The sequence below is a fragment of the Herbaspirillum huttiense genome (assembly GCF_047300815.1).
In the GTDB taxonomy this organism is placed as follows: domain Bacteria; phylum Pseudomonadota; class Gammaproteobacteria; order Burkholderiales; family Burkholderiaceae_D; genus Herbaspirillum; species Herbaspirillum huttiense_A.
The window spans coordinates 811,587-836,058 of the sequence record NZ_CP178608.1 but is presented as its reverse complement, the minus strand read 5'-3'; the positions used below and the strand labels follow the sequence as shown (position 1 = coordinate 836,058).

The window sequence follows — 24,472 nt, the reverse complement described above, 5'->3', positions numbered from 1 at the left end:
GAGCGCTTGAACCTTCAGACTAGAACCTTGTAACGAACCATCCCGGATGACCCAGAACAGCATGAGCATGCAGCGACTCCACCTCCACCTGCCCGACGAAGCCGCCACCGCCCGCCTGGGCGCCGACCTGGCCCAGGTGCTGGCGCCGGGCCTGGCGATCTACCTGCATGGCGACCTCGGGGCCGGCAAGACCGCGCTCACGCGCGCCCTGCTGCATGCGGCGGGCTACCAGGGGCGGGTCAAGAGCCCGACCTACACGCTGGCGGAGCCTTATGAAGTTTCCTTCGCAGGCCGCATGGTAACAGTCATCCACTTCGATCTGTACCGCATGGCCAGCCCGGAAGAATTTCTCGATGCCGGTTTTCGTGAACATTTCAACGAAAACTCCGTCTGTATCGTCGAATGGCCTGAAAAGGGCGATCCGGTGTTGCCGCCACCGGACATACACGTCAACCTGTCGCTTGCAGGGGACGGTCGTGATGTAGAATTGCGTGCGTTGTCCGACAAGGGTCATCAATGCCTCGCTCGACTGAAATTCGCTCCCAACCTGTGAAGTCCAAAACCCGCCGCACCATCCTCAAAGCCGGCGGCGCCCTGTTCGTCTCCGTCGTCACTCCCCTGCCCGCCCTGGCTTCGCAGATCCTGGCCGTGCGTGTCTGGCCGTCCGAGGACTACACCCGCGTCACGCTGGAAAACGACAGCGACCTCAAGGTCACCCACTTTGTGGTCAAGAACCCGGAGCGCCTGGTGGTGGACATCGAGGGCATCGACCTCAATACCACCCTGAAGGACCTGGTCGCCAAGATCCAGCCCAACGACCCCTACATCAAGCAGGTACGCGTGGGCCAGAACCGGCCCAGCGTGGTGCGCCTGGTGTTTGATCTCAAGGACGAGATCAAGCCGCAGGTCTTCACCCTGGCCCCGGTGGGCGAATACAAATACCGCTTCGTCATCGACCTGTACCCGGCCGCGCCGCCGGACCCGATCGCCGCCCTGATCCAGAAGGGCGAGTGGAACAAGGAAAGCCCGGCCACTCCGCCGCTGGCGCAAGGGCCGGTGACGCCGCCCAAACCCGATCCGGCCCCGCTGGCCGAGATCAAGCCGCAGCCGGAAGACAAGACCGAGCGCAACCCCAAGGTAGTGCCGGACGAACCGCGCATGCAGCTGACCCGCATGATCACCATCGCGCTGGACCCCGGCCACGGCGGCGAAGACCCCGGCGCTACCGGTGCGCGCGGCAACCGCGAGAAGGACGTGGTGCTGTCCATCGCCAAGCGCCTCAAACGCAAGATCGAGCAATACCCCAACATGCGCGTCATGCTGACCCGCGACGCCGACTTCTTCGTGCCCCTGGGCCAGCGCGTGGTCAAGGCGCGCAAGGTGCAGGCCGACCTGTTCGTATCGATCCATGCGGATGCCTTCGTGCAGCCGACTGCGCGCGGTTCTTCGGTGTTCGCCCTGTCGGAAAAAGGTGCCAGCTCCACCGCCGCACGCTGGCTGGCCAACAAGGAAAACTCGGCCGACCTGATCGGCGGCGTCAACATCAAGACCCATGACCGCCAGCTGGCCAGCGTCCTGCTGGACCTGTCGACCACGGCGCAGATCAACGACAGCCTGCGCGTAGGCAATGCGGTGTTGAAGGAAATCGGCGGCATCAACAAGCTGCACAAGGGCGCGGTGGAACAGGCCGGCTTTGCCGTGCTGAAGGCACCGGACATCCCCAGCATCCTGATCGAGACCGCCTTCATCTCCAACCCTGAAGAAGAAGCCAAGCTCACCGACGAGCGCTACCAGGACCAGATGGCCGATGCCATCCTGACCGGCATCCGCAACTACTTCGCCAAGAACCCGCCGCTGGCCAAGAATCGCCTGACCTGATCCTCGGCCCTGCCCAGGCGGCCGACAACAAAAAACCCGGTACTGCTGCTGCAGGCCGGGTTTTTTATCGGGTGCGTCCTGCCGGGGACGCCCACATCAGGCGTTGCTGACCTTGCGCTTGCCGCGCAGCTTGCGCCACACCTGCCACAGCGCGCCCAGCACGATGGGGATCACCGCACCGACCAGGCCGATCAGGACCAGGGTATTGAGGTTCTCCCGTACCACCGGGATATTGCCGAACAGGTAGCCCAGCACCACCAGGCTGACCACCCACAGGAAGGCGCCCAGCACGTTGAACAACTGGAAGCGGGCGAAGCTCATGGCCGAGACGCCGGCGATGAAGGGCGCGAAGGTGCGCACGATGGGGGTGAAACGGGCGATCACGATGGTCTTGCCACCGTGTTTCTCGTAGAAGCTGTGGGTCTTGCGCAGGGCTTCGGGGTTCAGCCAGCGATAGTTGTGGGTGTAGACACGTTGTCCGACCCAGCCGCCGATCCAGTAATTGAGCGTGTTGCCGGCCACCGCCGCTGCCACCAGCAGGCCCATCAACAGCCAGATATCCATCGAACCCATGGCACAGAAGGTGCCGGCGATGAACAGCAGCGAATCCCCCGGCAGGAAGGGCAGGACCACCAGCCCAGTTTCACAGAAGACGATCAGGAACAAAACCGCATAGATGAGCGTGCCGTACTGCTCGATCAGGACACCCAGGTATTTGTCCACGTGCACCAGCACGTCCAGCAACTGCAGATAATCCATAAAGCCCAATCGTTGGTGATTCATCAAGGCCGGGGCTCCCCATCGCCGCGCGGCCGGATATTTCCCCCATGCAAATGCCGGCGGGGAAACATCGTGCAGGCCAAGCTCGCTTGCGTACCTGCGCAGGCATCATACAACACTCATCCCCGCCGGACTCAAGAAGCCTCGCCAACGGCCGATAAAATCCTTGGGAGAAACCTGCCCCGCGAGAATCCTCACACAAGCTCGCGCGCCTGTTGCTACGGCCCCGGGCGCGTCGTCCCGGCACGCACAAGGGGAAGGATTTGGCATATGATCAAAGTCAGGTTCATTCAGCCTTCCCGTGCCAGATATGCATCATCACGCATGGCATGCGCCTTCCCGTACAGGGGCTGCACGCCGCAAGGCAGGCGGTACGGAGGCGCCAGGGCAGGCAGGTTTGAAGCAACCGGGTAACAACGGGGAACCCGGGCAATCGCAACTCCGCACTGCATGAGGCAAGACGCACCAGGCGTCATTACCGGCCAGAGGGGGCGCTGTATGGGGAGCCAGGAGTCATTCGTGGGCCAGTTCGATCACTCGTCGCAGCCGCTCGGGGCGCAAGGCGATTTCCAGCGCCTGCGCGAGGACGAACGCGAGGCGCTGCTGGGCGCCTTGTGGCGTTCCATGGCCATCCTCGAATTCGCCGCCGACGGCACCATCCTCGATGCCAACGACAATTTCCTCGCCATGCTGGGCTACCAGCGCGCCGACGTGGTGGGCCAGCATCACCGCATGCTGTGCGACCCGATGTACGTGGAGACCGAGGATTACCAGCGCTTCTGGCAGCACCTGCGCCAGGGCGAGGTGATTTCCGGCACCCTGCAGCGGCTCCGCGTGGACGGCACCATCGTCTGGCTGGAAGCGCTCTGCAGTCCCATCCTCGATGCCGCCGGCCAGTTGCAGAAAGTGATTTCGGTGGCCGCCGACATCAGTTCGCATATCGACGATTCACGCCACAGCAACAATGTGCTGAGCGCCCTGAACCGCTCGCTGGGCGTGGTCGAGCTCTCGCCCGATGGCAAGATTCTCGCCGCCAACCGCAACTATCTCAAGACCATGGAATACATCGCCGAGGACCTGGTCGGCCAGTCGCACAGCGTCCTGTGCTCGGCCGATTACGCCCAGAGCGAGGAATACGCCGCCTTCTGGCGCGATGTCTGCAATGGCCGCTTCTTCTCGGGGCGCTTCCCGCGGCGTACCCGCAGCGGGCGCACGATCTGGTGGGAAGCCACCTACTCCCCCCTGCTCAATCCCCAGGGCAAGGCCGAGCGGGTGATCTGCATCGGCAATGACATCACCTACCGCGTCACCCGCGAGAAAAGCGACCGCGAACACCTGCACCTGCTTTCGCTGGGCATCAACGAGACCGACAACGCCGTGCTCATTACCGACGAGCAGAACCGCATCGTCTTCCACAACACCGGTTTCACCCGCATGCTGGGCTTCCAGAGCCAGCAGACCATCGGCAAGCTGCCGCGCGAACTGTTTGCCAATCACCCGACCTTCGTCAAATCGATCGAACGCTGTCACGGCGAACTGCTGCAGGGACACAGCTTCCACACCGAGGAGCTGATCCACGACCTGCATGAGCAGCCGGTGTGGATTTCGGCGGTGGTCAATCCCATCCTCGACCCTGGCGGCAAGCTCATCAATTCGGTCTGCGTGATGACCGACATCACCAATACCAAGGTCCACGAAGTCCTCCAGTATCGCGTGCTCAACGCCATGGCGCGCGACTCGTCGCTGGCCGAGCAGATGAACCTGCTGTGCGAAGAGGTCGAGCGCGTCGCCCCCGAGGTGATTGCCTCGGTACTGCGCGTGGACGAACAAGGCCGCCTGCATACCCTGGCCGCGCCCAGCCTGCCGGAGGCCTACTCGCGTGCCATCGAGGGCATACAGATCGGCCCGCTGGTGGGTTCTTGCGGCAGCGCCGCCTATACCGGCCAGAGCGTGGTCTCGGATGACATCGCCACCGATCCGCACTGGGCCGACTACAGGGACCTGGCCCTGGGCCACGGCCTGCAGGCTTGCTGGTCGACCCCGGTCAAATCGGCCGACGGCAAGGTCATCGGCACCTTCGGCTTCTACTATCGCCAGCCGCGCCAGCCCAGCGCCTTCCACCACCTGCTGGTCGATGCCGGCCTGCATCTGTGCGCGCTGGCCATCGAGCGCGAAGCCTCGCGGGCACGCATTCATCAACTGGCTTTTTATGATTCGCTGACCGGCCTGCCCAATCGCAGCCTGCTGCTGGTGCAGGCCGGGCAGGCCATCGCGGCGGCCGAGCGCAATCGCAGCACGGTGGCGGTGATGTTCATCGACCTGGATCGCTTCAAGCAGGTCAACGATTCGCTGGGCCACCAGGCCGGTGACGAACTGCTGCGCACGGTGGCCACGCGGCTGCAATCACAGGCCCGCCGTTCGGACATCGTAGGCCGCCTCTCGGGCGACGAATTCGTGGTGGTGCTGACCCAGTACGACACCGGGCACCTGGCCGAAGTGGTCAAGCGCATCCAGGAGCGCCTGGCCATGCCCTGCCACATCAATGGCACGCCGTTGAATCCGTCGGCCAGCATCGGCGTGTCCATCTTCCCGGACAACGGCCACGACATCGAGACCCTGCTGCATCGGGCCGACATCGCCATGTACCAGGCCAAAGCCGTCAACCGGGGGCGTTTCAGCTTCTTCAGCGAAGAGATGAACAGCCTGGCCCAGGAACGCTTGGCCCTGGAAAGCGCGCTGCGCGACGCCTTGCGCGGCGGCAGTTTCGAGCTGCATTTCCAGCCGCAGATCAACCTGCACGACCACAGCCTGCATGGGGTGGAAGCGCTGGCTCGCTGGCACGACCCGCAAATGGGACAGATCTCTCCTGGCCGCTTCATCCCCATTGCCGAGGAATGCGGTCTCATCGGCGAGCTGGGCAAATGGGCGCTGGAAGAAGCCTGCTTCCAGCTGGCCGACTGGCGGCGGCGCGGCATCCAAGTGCCCTCGGTATCGGTGAACCTGTCGGCCACCAATTTCCACGATCTGGAGCTGCCGCAATTCGTCACGGGACTGCTGCGCCGCTACAGCCTGGCGCCCACCGACCTCACCCTGGAAATCACCGAAACCGTGCTCATGGACACCAATCCCAGCACCAACCAGACCATCGCCGCCGTGCATGCCCTGGGCATCCCGCTGGCCATGGATGACTTCGGCACCGGCTATTCCAGCCTGGGTTACCTGCGCAAGCTGCCGGTCTCCGAACTCAAGCTGGACCAGAGCTTCGTGCGCGACATGGCCAAGGACGAGGCCGTGAGCGCCTTGACCAATGCGGTCATCCGCATCGGCGAAAGCCTCAAGCTGACCGTGGTGGCAGAAGGCGTGGAAGATGCCGACCAGTACCGCCTGCTGATCAGCCAGGGCTGCGACGTCGCGCAGGGCTATTATTTTTCGCGGCCGATGTCGGCCGATCAGCTGGAACACTGGGTGCGCGACTATCGCAGCGCCGCGCCCACAGAGTAGGAAGCAAGAAGCAAGGAGAGCGTTGGAGACATGAGCGCAGGGAAAGCGCAGAGGCCTTGGAGACCGGGAAATCCCATGCCAAAAAAGCACTTTCTCGCTGGAAAAACAACAGCACAGTTGGATGTGGGCGCAAACATTCGAAGTATTTTGATGCAGCGCAATACGCTGACGATATACTGACGACCTCCCCCGCAAGTACCGTGATTGCCGCACCTACGTTGGACCTCCCTGAAAGGCGGCCCCTGACGTTTGCGACCACGTTGCGTTGCCGTTTCGGCAATCCTCTGCAGCACGCCGCCCTCTGGCCGGCAAGGCAGCGGTATGTACGCACAGTGCTGCAGGACTTTCCGGACGATGGAAACAAGGAGGGCAAACGATGGTGATTTGAATGCGTCAGCAGCAACCGCCGTCGGTCCCTGGATGTTTTTTTCCGGTATTGGCATTTCCACACCCTTAATCTTCAAGAACAACAACAGCCATGGCTAATGACTTGTCTGGTGCGCGCGGCGCATCCCTTTTCCACCGCTCGGTCGGTGCAAAACTGACTGCCATGACGGTCGCCCTGGTGGGCATCGTCTTCGTGATCGCACTGCTGCTGATCACCTACTCCGCCTCGCGCATGGTGGAAACACGCTCGATCGAACAGATGGGCAACGATGCGCGCGGCGTGGCCAACATGGTCGGCATCTTCGACCGCTCGGTGAACAGCCAGGTGGACCGCTTCTCCAACATGTTCGACAAGGAATTCGGCAAGCTCACACTGGACGACAGCCGCACCGTGCAGATTGGCGAGCGCGCCACGCCGGTACTGTCCAACGACGGCCGCGAACTGAACCTGGATTTTTCCATCCCCGACCGCTTCACCGGGCGCACCGGTGTAACCGCGACCATCTTTGCCAAGACCGGCGATGACTTCGTGCGCGTGTCAACTTCGGTCAAGAAAGAAAACGGCGAGCGCGCCGTCGGCACCCTGCTCGACCGCACCCATCCCGGCTATGCGGCCCTGAAGTCCGACAAGACCTACAGCGGCCTGGCCACCCTGTTCGGCAAGCAGTACATCACCAAGTACGTCCCCATCAAGAATGACGCCGGCCAGATCATCGCCGCGCTCTACGTGGGCATCGACATCTCGGCCGACGTGAAGGCATTGAAGGACCAGATCAAATCGCTCAAGATCGGCGAGACCGGCAACTTCTACGCGCTCAACGGCCGTGAAGGCAAGGACCAGGGCGTGATGATTGCCGGCGCCCCGCGCGAAGGCAAGGAAGAAGGCGGCAACCTGATCGAAGCCAAGGATGCCGGCGGCGAAACCTACATCAAGACCCTGGTGCAGCAGAAGGAAGGCCAGCTGCGCTACACCGGCAGCGATGGCCGCCAGAAAATTGCAGTCTTCACCCACTATGCCCCGTGGAACTGGGTCATCGTGGGCGAAGCGGCGGTCGATGAGATCACCCGCGAAGTCAACGCGATGCGCAACCTCTACATCGGCCTGGGCCTGCTGTTCCTGGCGGTGCTGGGCGCGATCCTGACCGTGATGATCAACCGCATGATCACCCGTCCGCTGGATGCGGTATGCGATGCCGCCGACCGCATCGCCGGCGGCGACCTCACTACCCGCCTGCACGTTCACAGCAGCGACGAGATCGGCCGCCTGATGGGTGCCTTCAACGGCATCAGCATGGGCTTGTCGGAAGTGGTCTCCAGCGTGCGCGCCGGTACCGAGGAAATCAACACTGCCGCCAGCGAGATCGCAGCCGGCAACCTGAATCTTTCTTCCCGCACCGAGCAGCAAGCCGGCGCCCTGGAGGAAACCGCCTCGGCCATGGAAGAGCTGACCTCGACCGTGAAGCAAAACGCCGCCAACGCAATTCAAGCCGATGAACTGGCCGGTTCCGCTTCGGAAGTCGCCAGCCACGGCGGCGACGTGGTCGGCCAGGTGGTGCAGACCATGGACGCCATCAACAGCTCCTCGCAGCGCATCGTCGACATCATCAGCGTGATCGATGGCATCGCTTTCCAGACCAACATCCTGGCCTTGAACGCCGCCGTGGAAGCGGCCCGCGCCGGTGAGCAGGGACGCGGTTTTGCGGTGGTGGCCACCGAAGTGCGCACGCTGGCCCAGCGCAGCGCCTCGGCCGCCAAGGAAATCAAGGAACTGATCGACGCCCCGGTGCAGACCGTCGCCGGTGGCGGCCAGCTGGTCTCGCAGGCCGGCAGCACCATGAATGACGTGGTGGCCAGCGTGCAGCGCGTCTCCACCGTCATCAGCGAAATCACCACCGCCAGCCGCGAGCAGAGCGAGGGGATCGACCAGATCAACCGTGCCATCGCGCAGATGGATGAGAGCACCCAGCAGAACGCGGCCCTGGTGGAACAGGCTGCAGCGGCGGCACAGTCGCTGCAGCAGCAGGCCGAACGCCTGGCGGCAGCGGTGAGCACCTTCCGCGTGTAAATCGTTTATATCGTTTTCATCATTTTCAGCGTGGCAGTCTCAGGATTGCCCGGCAGTAAAAAACTGATGCCGCAAGCACGCACGAAGCCGCCTCCGGGCGGCTTCGTCACATCCGGCCTGCGGCACTGGCAGGTATAATCCCGCCATGAACGCACCGCACTCTTCCCCCGCTTCCGAACCGGCTGCCGCCCCCTCCCCTCGCCCCATCCAGGCCCTGCCCGATCAGCTGATCTCGCAGATCGCCGCTGGCGAGGTGATCGAACGTCCGTCGGCCGTGGTCAAGGAATTGCTGGAGAACGCGCTCGATGCCGGCTCCACCCAAATCACCGTGCGCCTGGAGCAAGGCGGCGTCAAGCGCATCGCCATCACCGACAACGGACGCGGCATTCCGCCGGAGCAATTGCCGCTGGCGCTGGCCCGTCACGCGACCTCCAAGATCGCCTCGCTGACTGACCTGGAGAATGTCTCCACCCTGGGTTTCCGTGGCGAAGCGCTGGCCTCGATTGCCTCTGTGGCCCAGCTGACAGTAACCAGCCGCACCGCCGATGCCCCGCACGCCTGGGAAATCACCGGCTCCCAATTCGGCACCGTGGCCCCGGCCTCGGGCGCGCAGGGCACCACCATCGATGTGCAGGACCTGTATTTCAACACCCCGGCGCGACGCAAATTCCTCAAGTCCGAACAGACCGAATACGGCCACTGCGCCGAGGTCGTGCGCCGTATTGCGCTGGCGCGTCCGGATGTGAGTTTTTCGCTCTCGCATAACGGCAAAACGGTCGATCACTGGAACGTCGGTGAATTCGCCAAGCGCAGCGCCCACATTCTCGGCGACGACTTCGCCAATGCGCGCCTGCCGCTTGACGAGAGCGCGGGCCCGCTGCGTCTGCACGGTTTCGTGGGCCTGCCGACGGCCTCGAAGGCACGCGCCGATGGCCAGTACTTCTACGTCAACGGCCGCTTCGTCCGTGACAAGCTGCTCACCCACGCCGTGCGTGCCGCGTACCAGGATGTGCTGCATGGCGACCGCTATCCGGCCTATGCGCTCTCGCTCACGCTGGACCCGGCGCTGGTGGATGTGAACGTGCATCCCTCCAAGATCGAAGTGCGCTTCCGTGACAGCCGCGCGGTGCACCAGTTCGTTTTCCATGCGGTGTCGCGCGCGCTGGCGCAGACCTCGGCAGTCTCCTTCGGCAATCTGCCGCAGCAGCAGACCGAGAGCGCCGAGGGTGCACCCGCGCCGGCCAGTGGCCCGAACGCCCCGCTGCCCTGGATGCGCGAACAGACGCAGCAGAGCTTCTCGGCCCAGTTCGCCGAACAGCCGCGGCCCTTCTCCTTTGGCGGCAACGGCGGCTTTGGCGTACGCCAGGATCGCGCGGCCTACGGCAACATGTTCCGCAGCGAACCGGCTGCGCAAGGCGGTGCATCCTCTGCCGGAGTCAACAACGCTGCCTTCGCGCCTTCCGCGCAACCTGCCGCAGCGCTGCCCGAGGGCGACTTCCCGTTGGGCTTTGCCCTGGCGCAATTGCACGGCATCTACGTGCTGGCCCAGAACCAGGCGGGCCTGGTGGTGGTGGACATGCACGCAGCCCATGAACGCATCCTCTACGAACAACTGAAAACGGCGCTCGATGGCAACGAGATGTTCGTGCAGCCGCTGCTGATCCCGGTCACTTTCTATGCCGATCCGGTGGAAGTGGGCACGGTGGAAGAACATCAGGAAACGCTGTCGGCACTGGGCTTCGATATTGCGGTGATGTCCCCGACCACGCTGGCCGTGCGGGCCGTCCCGGCGCTGCTCAAGAACGCTGATGCGCAAACGCTGGCACGCGACGTCCTGCGCGATGTGCGCGAGTACGGCGGTTCACGCGTCTTGCTGGAGCGCCGCAACGAACTGCTCGGCACGTTGGCCTGCCACACTGCCGTGCGCGCCAATCGCAGCCTGACGCTCCCTGAAATGAATGCCCTGCTGCGCCAGATGGAAGCGACCGAACGTTCCGACCAGTGCAACCACGGCCGTCCGACCTGGACCCAGATGGGCTTGTCAGATCTGGACAAGCTTTTCCTGCGTGGCCAGTAAGGAGCCCCTGATGACCCAGCGTCTGCCTTTGGCCGTGGCCATCATGGGCCCCACCGCGTCCGGCAAGACGGCCGCCGCGCTGGAGATCGCCCGCCACCTGCCCTGCGAAATCATTTCCGTCGATTCGGCCCTGGTCTATCGCGAGATGGACATCGGCACCGCCAAGCCCAGCCCGCAAGAGCTGGCCGCCGTGCCGCACCACCTCATCGACATCATCGACCCGACCGAAGCCTACTCGGCCATGCAGTTCCGCCAGGATGCGCTGCGCCTCACGCTTGAGATTGCAGCGCGCGGCAAGCTGCCCCTGCTGGTGGGCGGCACGATGCTGTATTTCAAGGTGCTGCGCGACGGGCTTGATGAGCTGCCGCAGGCCGATCCGGCATTGCGTGCGCAACTGGATGAGGAGGCGGCACGCATCGGCATGCCGGCCATGCATGCGCGTCTGGCGACGCTGGACCCGGTGACGGCGGCGCGCCTGAAGCCGACCGACAGCCAGCGCATCCAGCGTGCGCTGGAGATCAGCTTGCTGACGGGGCAGCCGATGTCGTCGCTGCTGTCGCAGAAGCCGCCTGAGCCGCTGCCTTTCGAGATGCTGCCGCTGGCGCTGGAACCAGCCGATCGCGCGGTGCTGCATGAGCGCATTGCGCTGCGCTTTGACCTGATGCTGCGTGGGGGCGCGCTGGAACGTGAAGTCGCCGCTTTACGTGCGCGGGGCGACCTGCATCTGGGGCTGCCATCGATGCGTTGCGTGGGATATCGCCAGATGTGGGAATACCTCGACGGCAGCATCGATGCCACGGCCCTGCGCGAGAAGGGCATTGCGGCCACGCGCCAGCTGGCCAAGCGCCAGCTGACCTGGCTGCGGTCCATGCCGGAGCGTATCAGCATCGATTGCAACCGCCCGGAGGCGACGGCCGAAGTGCTGGCAAGGGTGCAGCAGGCCTTGGCGGAACGGCGCGGCGGATGAGCTGCCGGGGGCTGTGGATAAAATTAAGAGGGAAATGCGGAAAAAAGTATTGACAGAAGGCGATTGGACCTCTATAGTCTCGGGCTTGCCTCCTGGTGATATAGCTCAGCTGGTTAGAGCACAGCACTCATAATGCTGGGGTCGGTGGTTCAAGTCCACCTATCACCACCAGATACCCGTCGCTGCATGTGCAATCATGCGTATGCGGCGCCGTCCGAAAAACCCGCCTCTTCGAAAGAAGGGCGGGTTTTTTGTTTTGGGCCTACGCTTTTGGGCGCAACCCAGCAGCACTATCACCCCACACCTTACTCAACCCAAATTAGGCCTGCACTTGAGACAGACTTGAGCAGAAATAGCGCTCAGGCCAATTATTGTTGATTTGCATTGAAAACTGACCCACTTTCCCAGGAAATTTGCATCCAAAGTTGACCCATGTTTAGACCACAATCCTGCTCATGACAGCGAGCGGGAGAACGGAGTGATAGACGTGGCCCTACTTGGAATTATTCGACGCTGGTACATCAGAGACCGCATCTCAATTCGGGAAATCGCCCGCAGGCTCGACATATCCCGCAACACAGTTCGCCGCTACATCCGATCCGATGTCAGCGAACCTGCTTATCCAGCAAGGCGTTCGCCAAGCTCGCTCGATGACTTCACCGCCAGGCTCTCCGCTTGGCTCAGCGCAGAGGCGGTCAAATCTCGGAAGCAAAGAAGGACCCTGAAACAGATGTTCCTGGACTTAAGAGAGCTGGGATACGAGGGGTCGTATGACCGGGTGGCTGCCTTCAGCAGGCAATGGAAGGTGGGTCAAATGGAGAGGGTCAAATCTGCGAGCAAATCAACAGTTTCCCGGCACCAAGCCGTTGGTGAAACGTGATTAAGATACTCAGCCACATATTTCTGATCGTAAATTTCCAGAACTTTGCGGAGTAATAGCAGGTCTTCGGCGCGAGCGTCCATGTGATGTCTTAAAAAAGGAATAATCGAGTGACATAATATCACTCAAATGACCCAGCGAAAGCGGCGGCAGCTACTAGTAGAGTTTGAGTAGGTGCTTTCCATTCCGCTAAAGACGAATCAAAAGGAATCAGGGATGTTTTTCGCAAGACATAAAAGACTGCTTCTTTTGACCTGTTCCACGCAATAAATTGAGAGTAGCCGCTGCGTATCTACACCTGCGAAGTCCTTCCCTGACCGAGCGCGCGAAGTGGAACGTGCGACATGGCACGACAGCGACGGACACACACCGCCCCCCCTTGCCCCGCTTACTCGATTCCCCAAGAAGCAAATGCGAAATCGTTTGTTGGGCCACTGAAGAGCCCTGCCTATACTGGCATCCCTCTTCCCACCCTTCAGACCTTTCTCGCAAACAGGCCCTTCATGACCGCTTCCCCCTCACTCACCCAACGCTGGATACCAAAGCTCACCGTACTGCTCGCCAGCCTGGCCGCAGCAGGCAGCATCCTTGCCGCACCGCTGAAAATCGGCGTAGTCCCCGGCGTCTTCGCCGACTCCGTGGAAGTGGCCGCCAAGGAAGCCAAGAAGCAAGGCCTCGATGTGCAAGTCATCGAATTCAGCGATTGGGCCACCCCCAACATTGCACTGGATGCCGGCGACATCGACCTGAACTACTACCAGAACAGCAATTACCTCGCCAATGCCGTACGCAGCAAAGGATTCAAGTTGACCAGCGTGCAGGCCGGCATCCTCTCCTACCTGGGCCTATACTCCAGCAAATACGACTCCCTCACCGATCTGCCCAACGGCGCCAAGGTCGCCATCGCCAGCGATCCCGTCAACGTCGGCCGCGGCCTGCGCCTGCTGCAGCACGCAGGCCTGATCACGCTGCGCCCCGATACCGGGCTGCTCGGCACGCAAGCCGACATCGTCGCCAATCCCAAAAAGCTGCAGTTCGTGGAAGTCGAAGGACCGCAGCTGGTCCGCGTGACACCCGATGTGGACCTGGCGCAGGGCTTCCCCTATTTCATCATCGCCTCCAAGGCCTTCGATGCCCACAAGGGATTGTCCTATACCAGCTACGAGGATGACTCCTGGGCCATCCAGTTCGTGGCCCGCAGCGACAAGACAAACGATCCGCGCATTGCCCAGTTCCTCACCATCTACAAAAATTCGGAAGCCGTGCGCAGCAATATCCAGGCCTTCTACCACAACGACCAGAAACTCTATCGCCTGGCCTGGCTGAAAAAGTAAGCCAGCCCTGTGGAAACGAGCGCCCGGATCACCATCATCCGGGCGCTTGCACATCACCGGCCATCACAAGATCAGATGCCACACAGCCGCTGCGAGCAGATGCCTGCAGCCCGCACTATACTTGGCGCTCGCTTTGCCCGGACCTCATCCGTAGCACCACTCACACCAGAAGAGGGAACACCATGATCGCATCCACCATCCTCCATCGCGCGTTGCTGGCTGTCTCGTTGCTGGGCCCGGCACTGGCCATGGCACAGACCGCCAACTTCGACCTCAAGGGCAGCAACGAAGTACCGGCCAACGGCTCTGCAGCCGGCGGCTCCGGCAGCATCACCGTCGCCGCCGACAAGACCGTCACCGGCAACATCACCACCACCGGCATCGAAGGCCGTGCAGCGCATATCCACACGGGCGCTGCCGGTGCCAACGGTCCCGTGATCGTGCCGCTGAGCAAGAATGGCGACAACGGCTGGACCGTACCGGCAGGCGCCAAACTGAGCGATGAACAATACGCCGCCTATGTGGCAGGCACGCTCTACGTCAACGTCCATAGCGCAGCCTTCCCGGGTGGGGAGATTCGCGGACAGCTGCAACCGAAGTAATCGCATCAGGGAATCAAGTTGAGCAGCCGTCACTGCGGCGACGGCTGCTCAATCCTGCAATTCAATTCTTTACTTCACTTCAACAATCCCGCCATCCTGCTCCCCTCCGCCTCAAATCGCTCAATGAGAAAATCCAGCACCGCCCTCACCCGCGGCGCCATATACCGCGTACGCTGATACAAGGCATGCACCGGCGCATCGGCCATGCGCCACTTTGGCATGAGCAATTTGAGCCGTCCGGCACGCAGGTCTTCGGCGACGTCCCACACTGATTTCATCACGATGCCCTGCCCTTCCAGCGCCCACTGGCGGGCCAGTTCACCGTCATTGGTTTCGCGCGAAGTCGCCGCCAGCACGGTATAGGTCTGCACTTCCCCCTCGCGTTCAAAGCGCCACTCATTGGCCAGCCCGCCCGCGCCGAACAGCACGATGCACTCAAAACGATGCAGATCCGCCGGCCGCCTCGGCATGCCCCGCTTGGCGAGATACGAAGGCGCCGCGCACAGCACCCGCCGGTTCGGCGCCAAGGGCCGGGCCACCATCGAGCTGCTGGGTGGCACCCCGAAGCGAATGGCCAGATCCAGGTCATCCTGCAGCAGGTTGGCCATCGAGTCCCCCAGCACCAGCGCCAGCGTGATCTGCGGATAGCGCTCGTTGAATTCCTCCAGCCAGCCCCGCAATACATGCCGGCCAAAATCGGAGGTGGCCGCAATGCGCAACTTGCCACTGACCACGCTGCGCCCGGCCTGCAACGCAGCCTGGGCATCGTCCAGGGCCGCCAGTGCCTGCTGGCAATGCGAGAGGTAAAGCGCGCCTTCTGCCGTGAGCCGCAAGTGGCGCGTGGTGCGTTCGAACAAGCGCGTGTTGAGCTCGCCCTCCAATTTCACCAGGCGCGCACTGGCCGCAGCCGGGGACAGGCCGATCTTGCGGCCCGCAGCAGAAAGGCTGCCCAAGGCAGCGGCTTCCACGAAGAGGCAAATGTCGCCCAGGTTGTCTGCGGCCATTATTCTGCTCCATTTGATAATCCTTCAAATACTAGCCCAATTATCAAATGGCGTCGGCATTTGCATAATGGCCTCCATCAACTCATTCATGGAGCCCGTCATGTCAACCCCATCCACTCTGCTGAGCCCGCTCAAGCTAGGCCAGCTCACCCTTCCCCATCGCATCGTGATGGCCCCGATGACCCGCGCGCGCAGTTCGCAGCCGGGCGATATTCCCAACGCGATGAACGCGCTGCATTACGCCCAGCGCGCCTCGGCGGCCCTCATCATCACCGAGGCGTCGCAGATCTCGCCGCAGGGCAAGGGCTACTCCTTCACCCCCGGCATCTACAGCGCCGAGCAAGTGGAAGGCTGGCGCCTGGTCAGCCGCGCCGTGCACGATGCGGGGGGACGCATCTTCCTGCAGCTGTGGCACGTGGGCCGGATGTCGCATCCGGATTTCCACGACGGTGCCTTGCCGGTTGCACCGTCGGCCCTGCCCTTTGAAGGCCAGATCTGGAAGGTCGATCCGGCCACCGGCGCAGGCGGCATGGTCGCCAGCCCCACCCCGCGCGCCCTGGAACATGCCGAGATCAAGGCCATCGTCGAGGACTTCCGCAGCGCTGCCCGCAATGCCATCGCCGCAGGATTCGACGGCGTGGAAATCCATGGTGCCAACGGCTACCTGATCGACCAGTTCCTGCGCACCACCTCCAATGTGCGGACCGATGAATACGGCGGCTCGCGTGAAAACCGCCTGCGCTTCCTGAAGGAAGTCATCGATGCCGTCGCCGATGAAGTCGGCGCCCATCGCACGGCGATCCGCCTGGCACCCTTCCTGACCGCACGCGGCATGGATTGCCCGGACATCCTGCCCACCATCCTGGATGCGGCCAGCTTCCTGCAGCAGCGCGGCATCGCCTACCTGCATCTGGTGGAAGCGGACTGGGACGACGCCCCCGTGGTCACCGAGCGCTTCCGCCAGCAACTGCGCGAGCGCTTCAGCCATCCCATCATCGTGGCCGGCAATTACAACAAGGCACGTGCGCAATGGGTGCTGGAGCACGGCTATGCCGACCTGGTGGCCTTCGGCCGTCCTTTCGTCGCCAATCCGGATTTCCCGCGCCGCCTGGTGGAAGACCTGCCGCTGGCCGACTTCGACGGCGCCACGCTCTTCGGTGGCGGTGCGGCCGGCTATACCGACTATCCGCCCCTGCCGCTGGACGCCTCGCCTGCCCCGGCTGCAGCCTGAACGGCTAGCGTTTCTTCAAGGAGCCTCATCATGCAAGACCAGAAAATCATCGTCATCGGCGGCCTCAGCGGTATCGGCCGCGCCGTGGCTGAACAGGCCGCCGCCCAGGGCGCGCAAGTCATCGCAGCCGGACGCCGTCAGGCCCCCGCAGATTTCCCGGCCCACATCGCCACCGCACAGGTCGACATCAGCGATGATGCCTCGGTGGCACGCTTCTTCGAGGGCATCGGCGCCTTCGACCATCTGGTCGTCACCGCCGGACCAGTGATCGGTTCCGCAAAACTGGCCGACCTGCAGATCGCCGATGCCATCGCGGCCTTCAACGTCAAGTTCTTCGGTCAGCTGCGCGCAGCCCAGCAGGGCTTGCGCCATCTGCGTGCCAACGGCTCCATCACCTTCACTTCCGGCCTGCTGGCACGCAAGGCGGCGCCGGGTTCGCTGGTGAAGGCCACCATGAATGCCGCCACCGAAATCATGGCCAAGACGCTGGCCAAGGAACTGGCACCGCTGCGCGTGAACGTGGTCAGCCCCGGCATGGTGGAGTCCGGCATGTGGGGCGACATGAGCGAGGCCGACCGCAAGGCCATGGCCGAGCGCGTCGGCGCCAAACTGCCGGTGGGCCGCGTGGGCCAGGGCGAGGATCTGGCACAGGCCTATCTGCTGCTGATGCAGAACGGTTTCATGACCGGCAGCGTCGTGGATGTGGATGGCGGAGGCTTGCTCTGAGCGCACCATGCAACTGGATCACATCACCATCGTCGCGCACGATTGCCGCCGCCTGCGGGACTTCTTTGTGGACGTGGCCGGCATGCAGGACGGTCCCCGGCCACCCTTCACGGTGGCCGGCCATTGGCTCTACCTCGGTCACAAGGCTGTGCTGCATCTGATCGAGCGTGCGTCACCGGCCGGCACCTCCCGTCCGCAGGCACGCGCACCAGCGTCTCGCATCGATCACCTGGCGCTGCGGGTCGACAGTGCCGAGCAATGGGAACAGTTGCTGCTGCGCCTGGCCGAGCGCGCCATCACCTTCCAGGTGGCGCCGCCCAATGCCGGGCAGGAGCGGCAATTGTTCGTCATGCCGGCGCCCGATGTCCGCGTGGAATTCGTGATTGCCCAACAGCATCTCGCACGCAACGGCTGAGCACGGCCCGTATCGCCTCGCCGGTTTGCCATGCCTGATGGCAACAACCGGCCCGCAATTCTCATCAACCCTCCTCGCACGATGGCCAGAGTGTGGATGGCGCGCACACTTAATTCCATTCAAGCAGCATTGGCCAACAATTCGGTAAAACCTAACTGTTAGAATTTACCCCGCACGTGACCAGTAATTAAGCGGCCCGCCCAAGGGCCCACATCACATCCGCGGGAGGAAATTCAATGCGGCAGTTCCAAGCCATGTCCATGCAGCGCATTCGCGAGGATGCAGGGCTGACCGCCGTGGCCGTCATCGTTGCCGCACTGCCTGCAAAACGCCTGCTGACGCTACGCAGCGTCTCGCCATCATCCGTGCGCAGCCTGCGTGCTGGCACGATGTCTGCATGCCTCACCGGCATTGCTTTGCGCCATCGTGCGCACTCCTGAGCAAGGCATCCCGGCACGCAAGAACATGAATTTGCTCTCCAAGCATTCCCTGGCAGTCCAGCTGCTGCGCATCATCTTCGGAAGTTACTTTCTGGTTACGTTGATCGTGACCTGCCTGCAACTCGGGGCCGAATATGAACACACGCAATCCGGGGTGGACAATGAATTGCGCGCCATGGACCTGACCTTTGGCGCCAGCCTGGCCAGCTCTACCTGGCGCTTCCAGGGTGACGTCCAAAAGGCCACCCTGCGCGGCATCAGCAACCTGCCGGTGGTCACGGGCGTGAAGATCGAAGACCCGCAAGGCAAGCTGGTCATGGCGCTGGGCAACATCATCGATCACGATGGACGGCAGATCCACGTCGAGCCGGATGGCGCGCGCAGCGCGGTCAAGCCGGGCTTCTTCAATGCTGCCACCAGCCACCGCTTCCCGATTCTCTATCGTGATGAACATGGGGTCACGCACGATATCGGTGCCTGGACGGTTTATTCCAGCCGCCATGTGGTCATTGGCAAGGTGGCGTATGGCTTCACGCTCATCCTCATCAACTCGGTCATCAAGACGCTGGTGCTGTGGTTCATCTTCCTGTACGTCTTCAATCGCTGGCTGGGGCAGCCGATGACGCGCCTGGCCGGCTTCGTGCGCGGGCAGGACCTGAATCAGCCGGACCAGCCCGATACGCCGCAACGCATCGACCTGCCCGGCCGCACCCGCCATGAACTGCACTTCCTGGCCGATGCCATCAATGCCATGCTGTCCAACCTGCGCAAGCAGTCGCGCCAGAACCGCGCCCTCTACGCGCAACTGGAACAGGAAAAGGAATCCCTGCGCGCCCTCAACAAATCGCTGGAGCTGCGCATCGCCGAACGCACGCGCGACCTGGCGCAGGCCAATGAACGCCTGCGCTCGCTGAGCCTCACCGATGGCCTCACCGGCATCGCCAACCGCCGCAGCTTCGACGAGACGCTCGACCTGGAATGGCGGCGCAGCCTGCGGCACGCCAAGCCGCTGACGGTAGCCTTCATCGACGTCGACTGGTTCAAGCCCTACAACGATCATTACGGCCACGTGGCCGGCGATGCCGTCTTGCGCCAGGTGGCGCAGACGCTGCAGGACACCATCTGCCGCGCCGGTGAAACGGTGGCGCGCTATGGCGGCGAAGAGTTTGCGCTCATTGCGGCCGATACCGATGGCGAGCAAGGCCTGCAGATCGCGCAGCGCATGTGCGATGCCATCCATGCGCTGGCGCTGCCGCATGCCGGCTCGGCCCTGGGCCGCATCACCATCAGTGCCGGTGTGGCCGCGTGCATCCCGGCGCACCCGCAGGCGCGGCTGGAGACCCTGCTGCAGGCCGCCGATGGCGCGCTCTACCAGGCCAAGACCGCAGGCCGCAACCGGGTGCTGCTGGCACCGGCCGAACCCCTTGCCTCCCCCCACGCTGATTGAAGAAGAGAGTCCGGCATGTCCTCCCGTATCCTGCCTGCCCTGCTGACTTGGGCGCTGTCCTGCCTCGCACTGGTGGCCGTGCTGCCCGAGGCGGCAGCGGCTGACCAGATCGTCTGGGGCAAATACAATGTGCCGCCCTACATGATCCGCAGCGGTGAATTTGCGCACCAGGGCATCTTCGACCAGACGTTGGACATCATCAAAAAAGACTTGCCGCAATACGAACACGTGGAGCTGGAAGCGCCCTTCCCCCGCATCAACAGCGAGATCCGCAAGGGCAGCCACTGGTGCTACAACGGCATGCTCAAGACGCCGGAACGCGAACGCGTGGGCTACCTGTCGTTGCCGACCTCGATCTTCCTGCCCCTGCGCATCATCGTGCGGCGCGACCGGCTGGCGCAGTTCCGGGGAAAGCTGTCGCTGAAGGCACTGCTGGAGAATCCGCAGCTGAGCACCTCGGTGATGCGCGACCGCTCCTACAGCCCCACCGTGGACAAGCTGCTGGCCGCCTATCCGCCGCGGGAGAATTATTCGGAACAGGTGGAATCCATCGGCATGCTGCTGGCCGGCCGTATCGACTACATGGTCGAGCTGCCGCTGCTGGCCTTTGAACAGGCGCGCGCCATGGGCCAGCCGGACGCCCTGGTGGCCTTGCCCATGCAGGAAGCCGACGAAGTTGTCTTCAATCGCGTGATGTGCCCGCGCAATGAATGGGGCCGGCAAGTGGTGGAACAGGTCAACAAGGTCCTGCTGGCCGAGCGCACCAAGCCGTCGTATCGCGCCATCGTCGAAAAATGGCACGATCCCGAATCGGTAGCAGAGATCCGCAAGATCTACGACAAGGTATTCCTCAAGATCCCCTGACGGCCGCCCTCACTCGCGCAGGCCGCCCGCTTCCATCACGTCCCAGCAGGCGCCCATGGTGTGATAGTCCACCTTGCCAGCGGGGGACTTGGTGTCTTCCAGCTTGCTGCCATCGGCGGCCAGGATGCGGAACCAGGCACCATGATGATGATCCACCAGATGCGCCCAGCTCCAGGCCCAGATGGCGTGATACTGCTGGCGGAAACGTGCTTCGCCGGTCGCGCGCCATAGCCGCCACGCGCTGGCGAAGGACTCGGCCTGGACCCAGAAATATTTATCCGTGTCATAGGGGCGCAGGTCCGGATCGAAGCCGTAGATCAAGCCACCGTAGAGCGCATCCCAGCCGTGCTGCCAGGCCGCGTCCTGCAATTGCGCGGCACGCTCCACATAGGCCGCACGCGGCTGCTGTGCATGGGCGATCAGCAGCAGCTTGGCCCACTCGGTCTGGTGCCCGGTCTGGAAACCCCAGGGCTTGAAGATGTTGTCGCGGTTGCCGCGGTTGTAGTCGTGATCCAGGGACCAGTCCTGGCGGTAATGCTCCCACACCAGATCCTGCGATTGCCGCGCCAGACCAAAGACGAAACGCTCGATCAGCAGTTGCGCCCGTTCCAGGTAGACCGCGCGCCCCGTCGCAGCGTGCGCCGCCAGGCAAGCTTCGCACATGTGCATGTTGGCGTTCTGGCCGCGATAGGCGATCAGCTCGCCCGCTGGCGTGATCTCGTCCGCATACGCTTCATGCGCAGGCTCGAAGAAGGCGCTCTCCATGCGTTCATAGGCCTGTGCCACCTGCTGCGCATCGCACAGCCCGACGCGATGCGCATGCGCAAACGCCAGCAGCACGAAGGCCTGGCCATAGGCCATCACGGTGCCATCCTCGATCCGGCCATCCCGCAAGGTCCACGCGTAGAGGCCAGCCAGTGGCCCCTCCGCATGGCGGAAGCGTTCCAGGTGCGCCAGTGCATGGCGTGCCTGTTCCAGGTAGCGTGGCTGCGCGGTGTGCAGATAAGCCATCGATTGCGTGAAGACCAGGCGCGTGGCACTGACCAGGTGGCGATGGCTGTGATCGTAGACGCTGCCATCGTCCTTCAGGTAGTGAAAGAATCCGCCTGCCGGGTCAATGGCATGGCGGTCGTAGAAGGCCAGCGTATCGGCCACATGCGCCTGCAGGAAGGCGCGGCTTTCAACATCGGGAAGAGTCATGGTGGCTCCGGTTGCGGAAGAGTGTGTCATTGCGCCGCATCCTTCTGGCGCCATTTGTCGAGGATCACGGCCAGCACGATCACCGCGCCCTTGGCCACGTATTGCCAGAACGAAGACAGGCCCAGGATGGTGAGCCCGTTGTTCATCACGCCGATGATGAGCGCCCCCACCACCGTACCCCAGATCGTCCCCACGCCGCCCATGAGGCTGGTGCCGCCCAGCACCACGGCGGCAATCGCATCAAGTTCATATCCACTGCCCCAGTTGCCGTTGGCCCCATACAAGCGGCTGGCCGACATGGCGCCGGCCAGGCCGGCGAACAGGCCGCTGATCGAATACACGAACAGCAGCACCAGCCCCACGCGGATGCCGGTCAGGCGCGCGGCCTGCAGGTTGCCGCCGATGGCGTAGATGTGCATGCCCAGCACCGTCTTGCGCAGGATCACCCAGGACAGCAGCACCACCGCCACCGCCACCCAGATCAGCCAGGGCACATGCAGGAAGTCGCCATTGCCGATCCATTCGAAGCTGGGAATCTCGTTGTTGAGCACCGTGGTGCCATCGGCCAGCAGGTAGGCTGCACCGCGAAACGCCGTCATCGTGCCCAGCGTCACCACGAAGGCATTGATGTTGAGGAAGGCCACCATGGCGCCATTGACCATGCCCATCAACAGCCCCGAGAGAACGAACATCGGAATCGACCAGCCCGGTGCGGCACTGAGCGATATCTGCATGCCCAGCACGGCAGAGACCGCCAGCACCGAACCGACCGACAGGTCGATGCCGGCCGTGAGGATGACGAAGGTCATGCCGGCCGCCAGCACCAGGTTGATGGCGACCTGGCGCAGGATGTTCATGGTGTTTTCGGTGGTGGCAAAGTTGGAGCTGCCGTCGCCGCTGAGATAGATCGTCAGTGCATAGAACAGCAGATACAGCACTACCAGCACCGGCAACATGCCCAGCCGGTGCAGCAGCCATTGCGACGCCGTGGAAGAGGAACGCGCAGCAGCGTCGTGCTTGGAAACGGAAGTGGAATCAGCCATGACTAGGAGGAATGGGAAGAAGGAGAAGAATGGACCGCCGCAGCGTCGATGGCAGGCGGCCGGGCGCCCTGTGCATGCGTGCCGTGCATGCGGGCGGTATCGGTGGCCAGGTGCATGATGGCCTCCTGGGTGATGGCGGCACCGGCCAGTTCGCCGGTGATGCTTCCCTCGCGCATGACCAGCACGCGGTCGCAGATGCCGATGACTTCCGGCAGCTCGCTGGAGATGACCACGACGGCCAGGCCCTGCCCGGCCAGCTTGTGGACAAGTTGATAGATCTCGCTCTTGGCATAGATATCCACACCCCGTGTGGGCTCGTCCAGGATCAGGACCTTGGGCGCAATCTCCAGCCAGCGCGCCAGCAAGACTTTCTGCTGGTTGCCGCCGGAGAGCTTGCCCACCGCCACTTGCGGATGGGCGACCTTGACGTTGAGCCGCTGGATGGCACCGCGTGCCACGCCATCCAGGGCGCCGCTGCGCACCAGCCCCATGCTGCTGTGGCGGCCGGCCACGTTCATGATGGCGTTGGCACCCACGGCCATCTGCAGGAACAGGCCCTGGCCCTTGCGGTCTTCGGGCACGTAGGCGATACCGGCGCGCATGGCCGCACGCGGCTCATCGATCTGCACGGCCTGGCCTTCCAGCAGGAGGTGGCCACCGCTGCGGGGGTCCGCCCCGAAGAGCAGGCGTGCCAGCTCGGTACGGCCGGCACCGACCAGCCCGGCAAAACCCAGCACCTCGCCCGCCCGCACCGAGAAGCTGGAAGGCTTGACCTTGCCACCGGCCAGATCCTGCACTTGCAGCACCACCGGCAGGGTCGCCGCACGTTCAGGCGCCATGCGGGTGTGCTGGTAGAACTCGCCCAGCGAGCGGCCCACCATCATCTGCACGATGCGTTCGGAATCGATCTCCTCGCGCGCCAGTTCGCCCACGAAGCTGCCATCGCGCAGCACCGTCACGCGGTCCGCCAAGGCAACCACCTCGGCCATGCGATGGCTGATGTAGATGATGGCCAGGCCCTCATCGCGCAGGCGTTTCACTACGCCGAAGAGATGCTCGGTCTCGCGTTCGGAGAGTGCCGCCGTCGGTTCATCCATGATGACGATGCGGCTGCGGTGGACCAGGGCACGGGCGATCTCGACCTGCTGCTGTTCGGCAATCGAGAGCCGCCCCGCACGGTCCGTTGCCCGGAAGGCCGCGCCCAGTTGCCTGAGCACGGCATCGGTGCGACGGCGCATGGCGGCGTGATCGATCAGCCCCCAGCGCGTGCGCAGTTCGCTGCCCATGAAGACATTGGCGGCCACGCTGATGTTGGGGGCGACCGCCAGTTCCTGGTAGATCAGGTTGATGCCGGCAGCGCGGCTGGCGCCGGGGTCGCGCAGCGAGACAGGTTGGCCGTCCAGCAGGATCTGTCCGTCATCCGGCGTATGGACGCCGGAAAGCACCTTCATGAGCGTACTCTTGCCGGCGCCGTTCTCGCCCATGAGGGCGTGGATCTCGCCGGGACGGATGCTCAGGTGCATGTCCGACAGCGCGCGCGTGGCCCCGAAGGACTTGCTGATGCCGGTCATCTGCAGAATGGGAGTGGAAGTCATGGCAATCGGAGAATGCAGCCGCGTAGCGGCAAGCGC

The 24,472-nt window shown here is 63.3% G+C and carries 21 protein-coding genes and 1 tRNA gene; 16 read left to right on the top strand and 6 right to left on the bottom strand.

All coding sequences use genetic code 11. The annotated features are described in order from the left end of the window. Positions 1-67 precede the first annotated feature (67 nt). Both tsaE and ACLRDN_RS03905 read left to right on the top strand, forming a co-directional pair. Positions 68-553: a tRNA (adenosine(37)-N6)-threonylcarbamoyltransferase complex ATPase subunit type 1 TsaE gene (gene tsaE / locus ACLRDN_RS03910; RefSeq protein ID WP_039790104.1), complete on the top strand. Its 486-nt coding sequence runs from the start codon at positions 68-70 to the stop codon at positions 551-553. Further along, positions 517-1,878, top strand: coding sequence for an N-acetylmuramoyl-L-alanine amidase (locus tag ACLRDN_RS03905; RefSeq protein WP_413459050.1), 1,362 nt, complete (start codon positions 517-519; stop codon positions 1,876-1,878). The genes tsaE and ACLRDN_RS03905 overlap by 37 nt, the downstream gene beginning before the upstream one ends. 96 nt (positions 1,879-1,974) lie before the next feature. Here ACLRDN_RS03905 and ACLRDN_RS03900 read toward each other — a convergent pair whose 3' ends face one another. Further along, complete coding sequence (locus ACLRDN_RS03900; RefSeq protein WP_413459049.1) at positions 1,975-2,637, bottom strand: VTT domain-containing protein; 663 nt, start codon at positions 2,635-2,637, stop codon at positions 1,975-1,977. A 519-nt stretch (positions 2,638-3,156) separates the two neighbouring features. Between ACLRDN_RS03900 and ACLRDN_RS03895 the strand changes: the two genes are divergently transcribed. The 6 genes from ACLRDN_RS03895 (at position 3,157) to ACLRDN_RS03870 (ending at position 12,535) form a co-directional block, all read left to right on the top strand. Continuing rightward, positions 3,157-6,159 (top strand): EAL domain-containing protein, encoded by a 3,003-nt coding sequence (locus tag ACLRDN_RS03895; protein ID WP_413459048.1) that lies wholly within the window; start codon positions 3,157-3,159, stop codon positions 6,157-6,159. Positions 6,160-6,637: 478 nt separating this feature from the next. Further along, positions 6,638-8,611 (top strand): Cache 3/Cache 2 fusion domain-containing protein, encoded by a 1,974-nt coding sequence (locus ACLRDN_RS03890; protein WP_413459047.1) that lies wholly within the window; start codon positions 6,638-6,640, stop codon positions 8,609-8,611. Positions 8,612-8,756: 145 nt separating this feature from the next. Next, positions 8,757-10,688 (top strand): DNA mismatch repair endonuclease MutL, encoded by a 1,932-nt coding sequence (gene mutL, locus ACLRDN_RS03885; protein WP_413459046.1) that lies wholly within the window; start codon positions 8,757-8,759, stop codon positions 10,686-10,688. Positions 10,689-10,698: 10 nt separating this feature from the next. Beyond that, positions 10,699-11,655 (top strand): tRNA (adenosine(37)-N6)-dimethylallyltransferase MiaA, encoded by a 957-nt coding sequence (gene miaA / locus ACLRDN_RS03880; protein WP_413459045.1) that lies wholly within the window; start codon positions 10,699-10,701, stop codon positions 11,653-11,655. 94 nt (positions 11,656-11,749) lie between these two features. Beyond that, positions 11,750-11,826 (top strand) — tRNA-Met (locus tag ACLRDN_RS03875). 307 nt (positions 11,827-12,133) lie between these two features. After that, a complete protein-coding gene (locus ACLRDN_RS03870; RefSeq protein WP_413459044.1) occupies positions 12,134-12,535 on the top strand; it encodes a winged helix-turn-helix transcriptional regulator in 402 nt (133 codons plus the stop codon). Here ACLRDN_RS03870 and ACLRDN_RS03865 read toward each other — a convergent pair. Next, positions 12,466-12,618, bottom strand: coding sequence for a hypothetical protein (locus tag ACLRDN_RS03865; RefSeq protein ID WP_413459043.1), 153 nt, complete (start codon positions 12,616-12,618; stop codon positions 12,466-12,468). The genes ACLRDN_RS03870 and ACLRDN_RS03865 overlap by 70 nt on opposite strands. Positions 12,619-13,038: 420 nt before the next feature. Between ACLRDN_RS03865 and ACLRDN_RS03860 the strand changes: the two genes are divergently transcribed. Next, entirely contained in the window at positions 13,039-13,869 is an 831-nt protein-coding gene (locus tag ACLRDN_RS03860; protein WP_413459042.1) for a MetQ/NlpA family ABC transporter substrate-binding protein, read from the top strand. A 182-nt stretch (positions 13,870-14,051) separates the two neighbouring features. Further along, positions 14,052-14,471: a CHRD domain-containing protein gene (locus tag ACLRDN_RS03855; protein WP_413459041.1), complete on the top strand. Its 420-nt coding sequence runs from the start codon at positions 14,052-14,054 to the stop codon at positions 14,469-14,471. Between the two features lie 74 nt (positions 14,472-14,545). Here the strand turns inward: ACLRDN_RS03855 and ACLRDN_RS03850 are convergent, their stop codons facing one another. Continuing rightward, positions 14,546-15,475, bottom strand: a complete 930-nt coding sequence (locus tag ACLRDN_RS03850; RefSeq protein ID WP_413459040.1) for a LysR family transcriptional regulator — start codon at positions 15,473-15,475, stop codon at positions 14,546-14,548. 100 nt (positions 15,476-15,575) lie between these two features. Between ACLRDN_RS03850 and ACLRDN_RS03845 the strand changes: the two genes are divergently transcribed. The 6 genes from ACLRDN_RS03845 to ACLRDN_RS03820 all read left to right on the top strand — a co-directional run bounded on the left by ACLRDN_RS03845 (position 15,576) and on the right by ACLRDN_RS03820 (position 20,598). Then, entirely contained in the window at positions 15,576-16,706 is a 1,131-nt protein-coding gene (locus ACLRDN_RS03845; protein ID WP_413459039.1) for an alkene reductase, read from the top strand. Between the two features lie 30 nt (positions 16,707-16,736). After that, positions 16,737-17,432, top strand: a complete 696-nt coding sequence (locus ACLRDN_RS03840) for an SDR family oxidoreductase (protein WP_413459038.1) — start codon at positions 16,737-16,739, stop codon at positions 17,430-17,432. Between the two features lie 7 nt (positions 17,433-17,439). Beyond that, positions 17,440-17,847: a VOC family protein gene (locus ACLRDN_RS03835; RefSeq protein WP_413459037.1), complete on the top strand. Its 408-nt coding sequence runs from the start codon at positions 17,440-17,442 to the stop codon at positions 17,845-17,847. A gap of 236 nt (positions 17,848-18,083) precedes the next feature. Next, entirely contained in the window at positions 18,084-18,287 is a 204-nt protein-coding gene (locus tag ACLRDN_RS03830) for a hypothetical protein (protein ID WP_413459036.1), read from the top strand. A gap of 25 nt (positions 18,288-18,312) precedes the next feature. Further along, positions 18,313-19,734, top strand: coding sequence for a GGDEF domain-containing protein (locus ACLRDN_RS03825; RefSeq protein WP_413459035.1), 1,422 nt, complete (start codon positions 18,313-18,315; stop codon positions 19,732-19,734). Positions 19,735-19,749: 15 nt separating this feature from the next. Continuing rightward, positions 19,750-20,598: a TIGR02285 family protein gene (locus ACLRDN_RS03820; protein ID WP_413459034.1), complete on the top strand. Its 849-nt coding sequence runs from the start codon at positions 19,750-19,752 to the stop codon at positions 20,596-20,598. 9 nt (positions 20,599-20,607) lie between these two features. On the opposite strand, the gene ACLRDN_RS03815 is transcribed toward ACLRDN_RS03820, so the two are convergent. From ACLRDN_RS03815 to ACLRDN_RS03805, 3 genes are read right to left on the bottom strand one after another with little or no spacing between them, the layout of a single operon-like run. Then, positions 20,608-21,798, bottom strand: a complete 1,191-nt coding sequence (locus ACLRDN_RS03815) for an AGE family epimerase/isomerase (RefSeq protein ID WP_413459033.1) — start codon at positions 21,796-21,798, stop codon at positions 20,608-20,610. Between the two features lie 26 nt (positions 21,799-21,824). Next, a complete protein-coding gene (locus ACLRDN_RS03810) occupies positions 21,825-22,841 on the bottom strand; it encodes an ABC transporter permease subunit (protein ID WP_413459032.1) in 1,017 nt (338 codons plus the stop codon). A 2-nt stretch (positions 22,842-22,843) separates the two neighbouring features. Beyond that, a complete protein-coding gene (locus ACLRDN_RS03805; protein ID WP_413459031.1) occupies positions 22,844-24,436 on the bottom strand; it encodes a sugar ABC transporter ATP-binding protein in 1,593 nt (530 codons plus the stop codon). Positions 24,437-24,472: the final 36 nt, after the last annotated feature.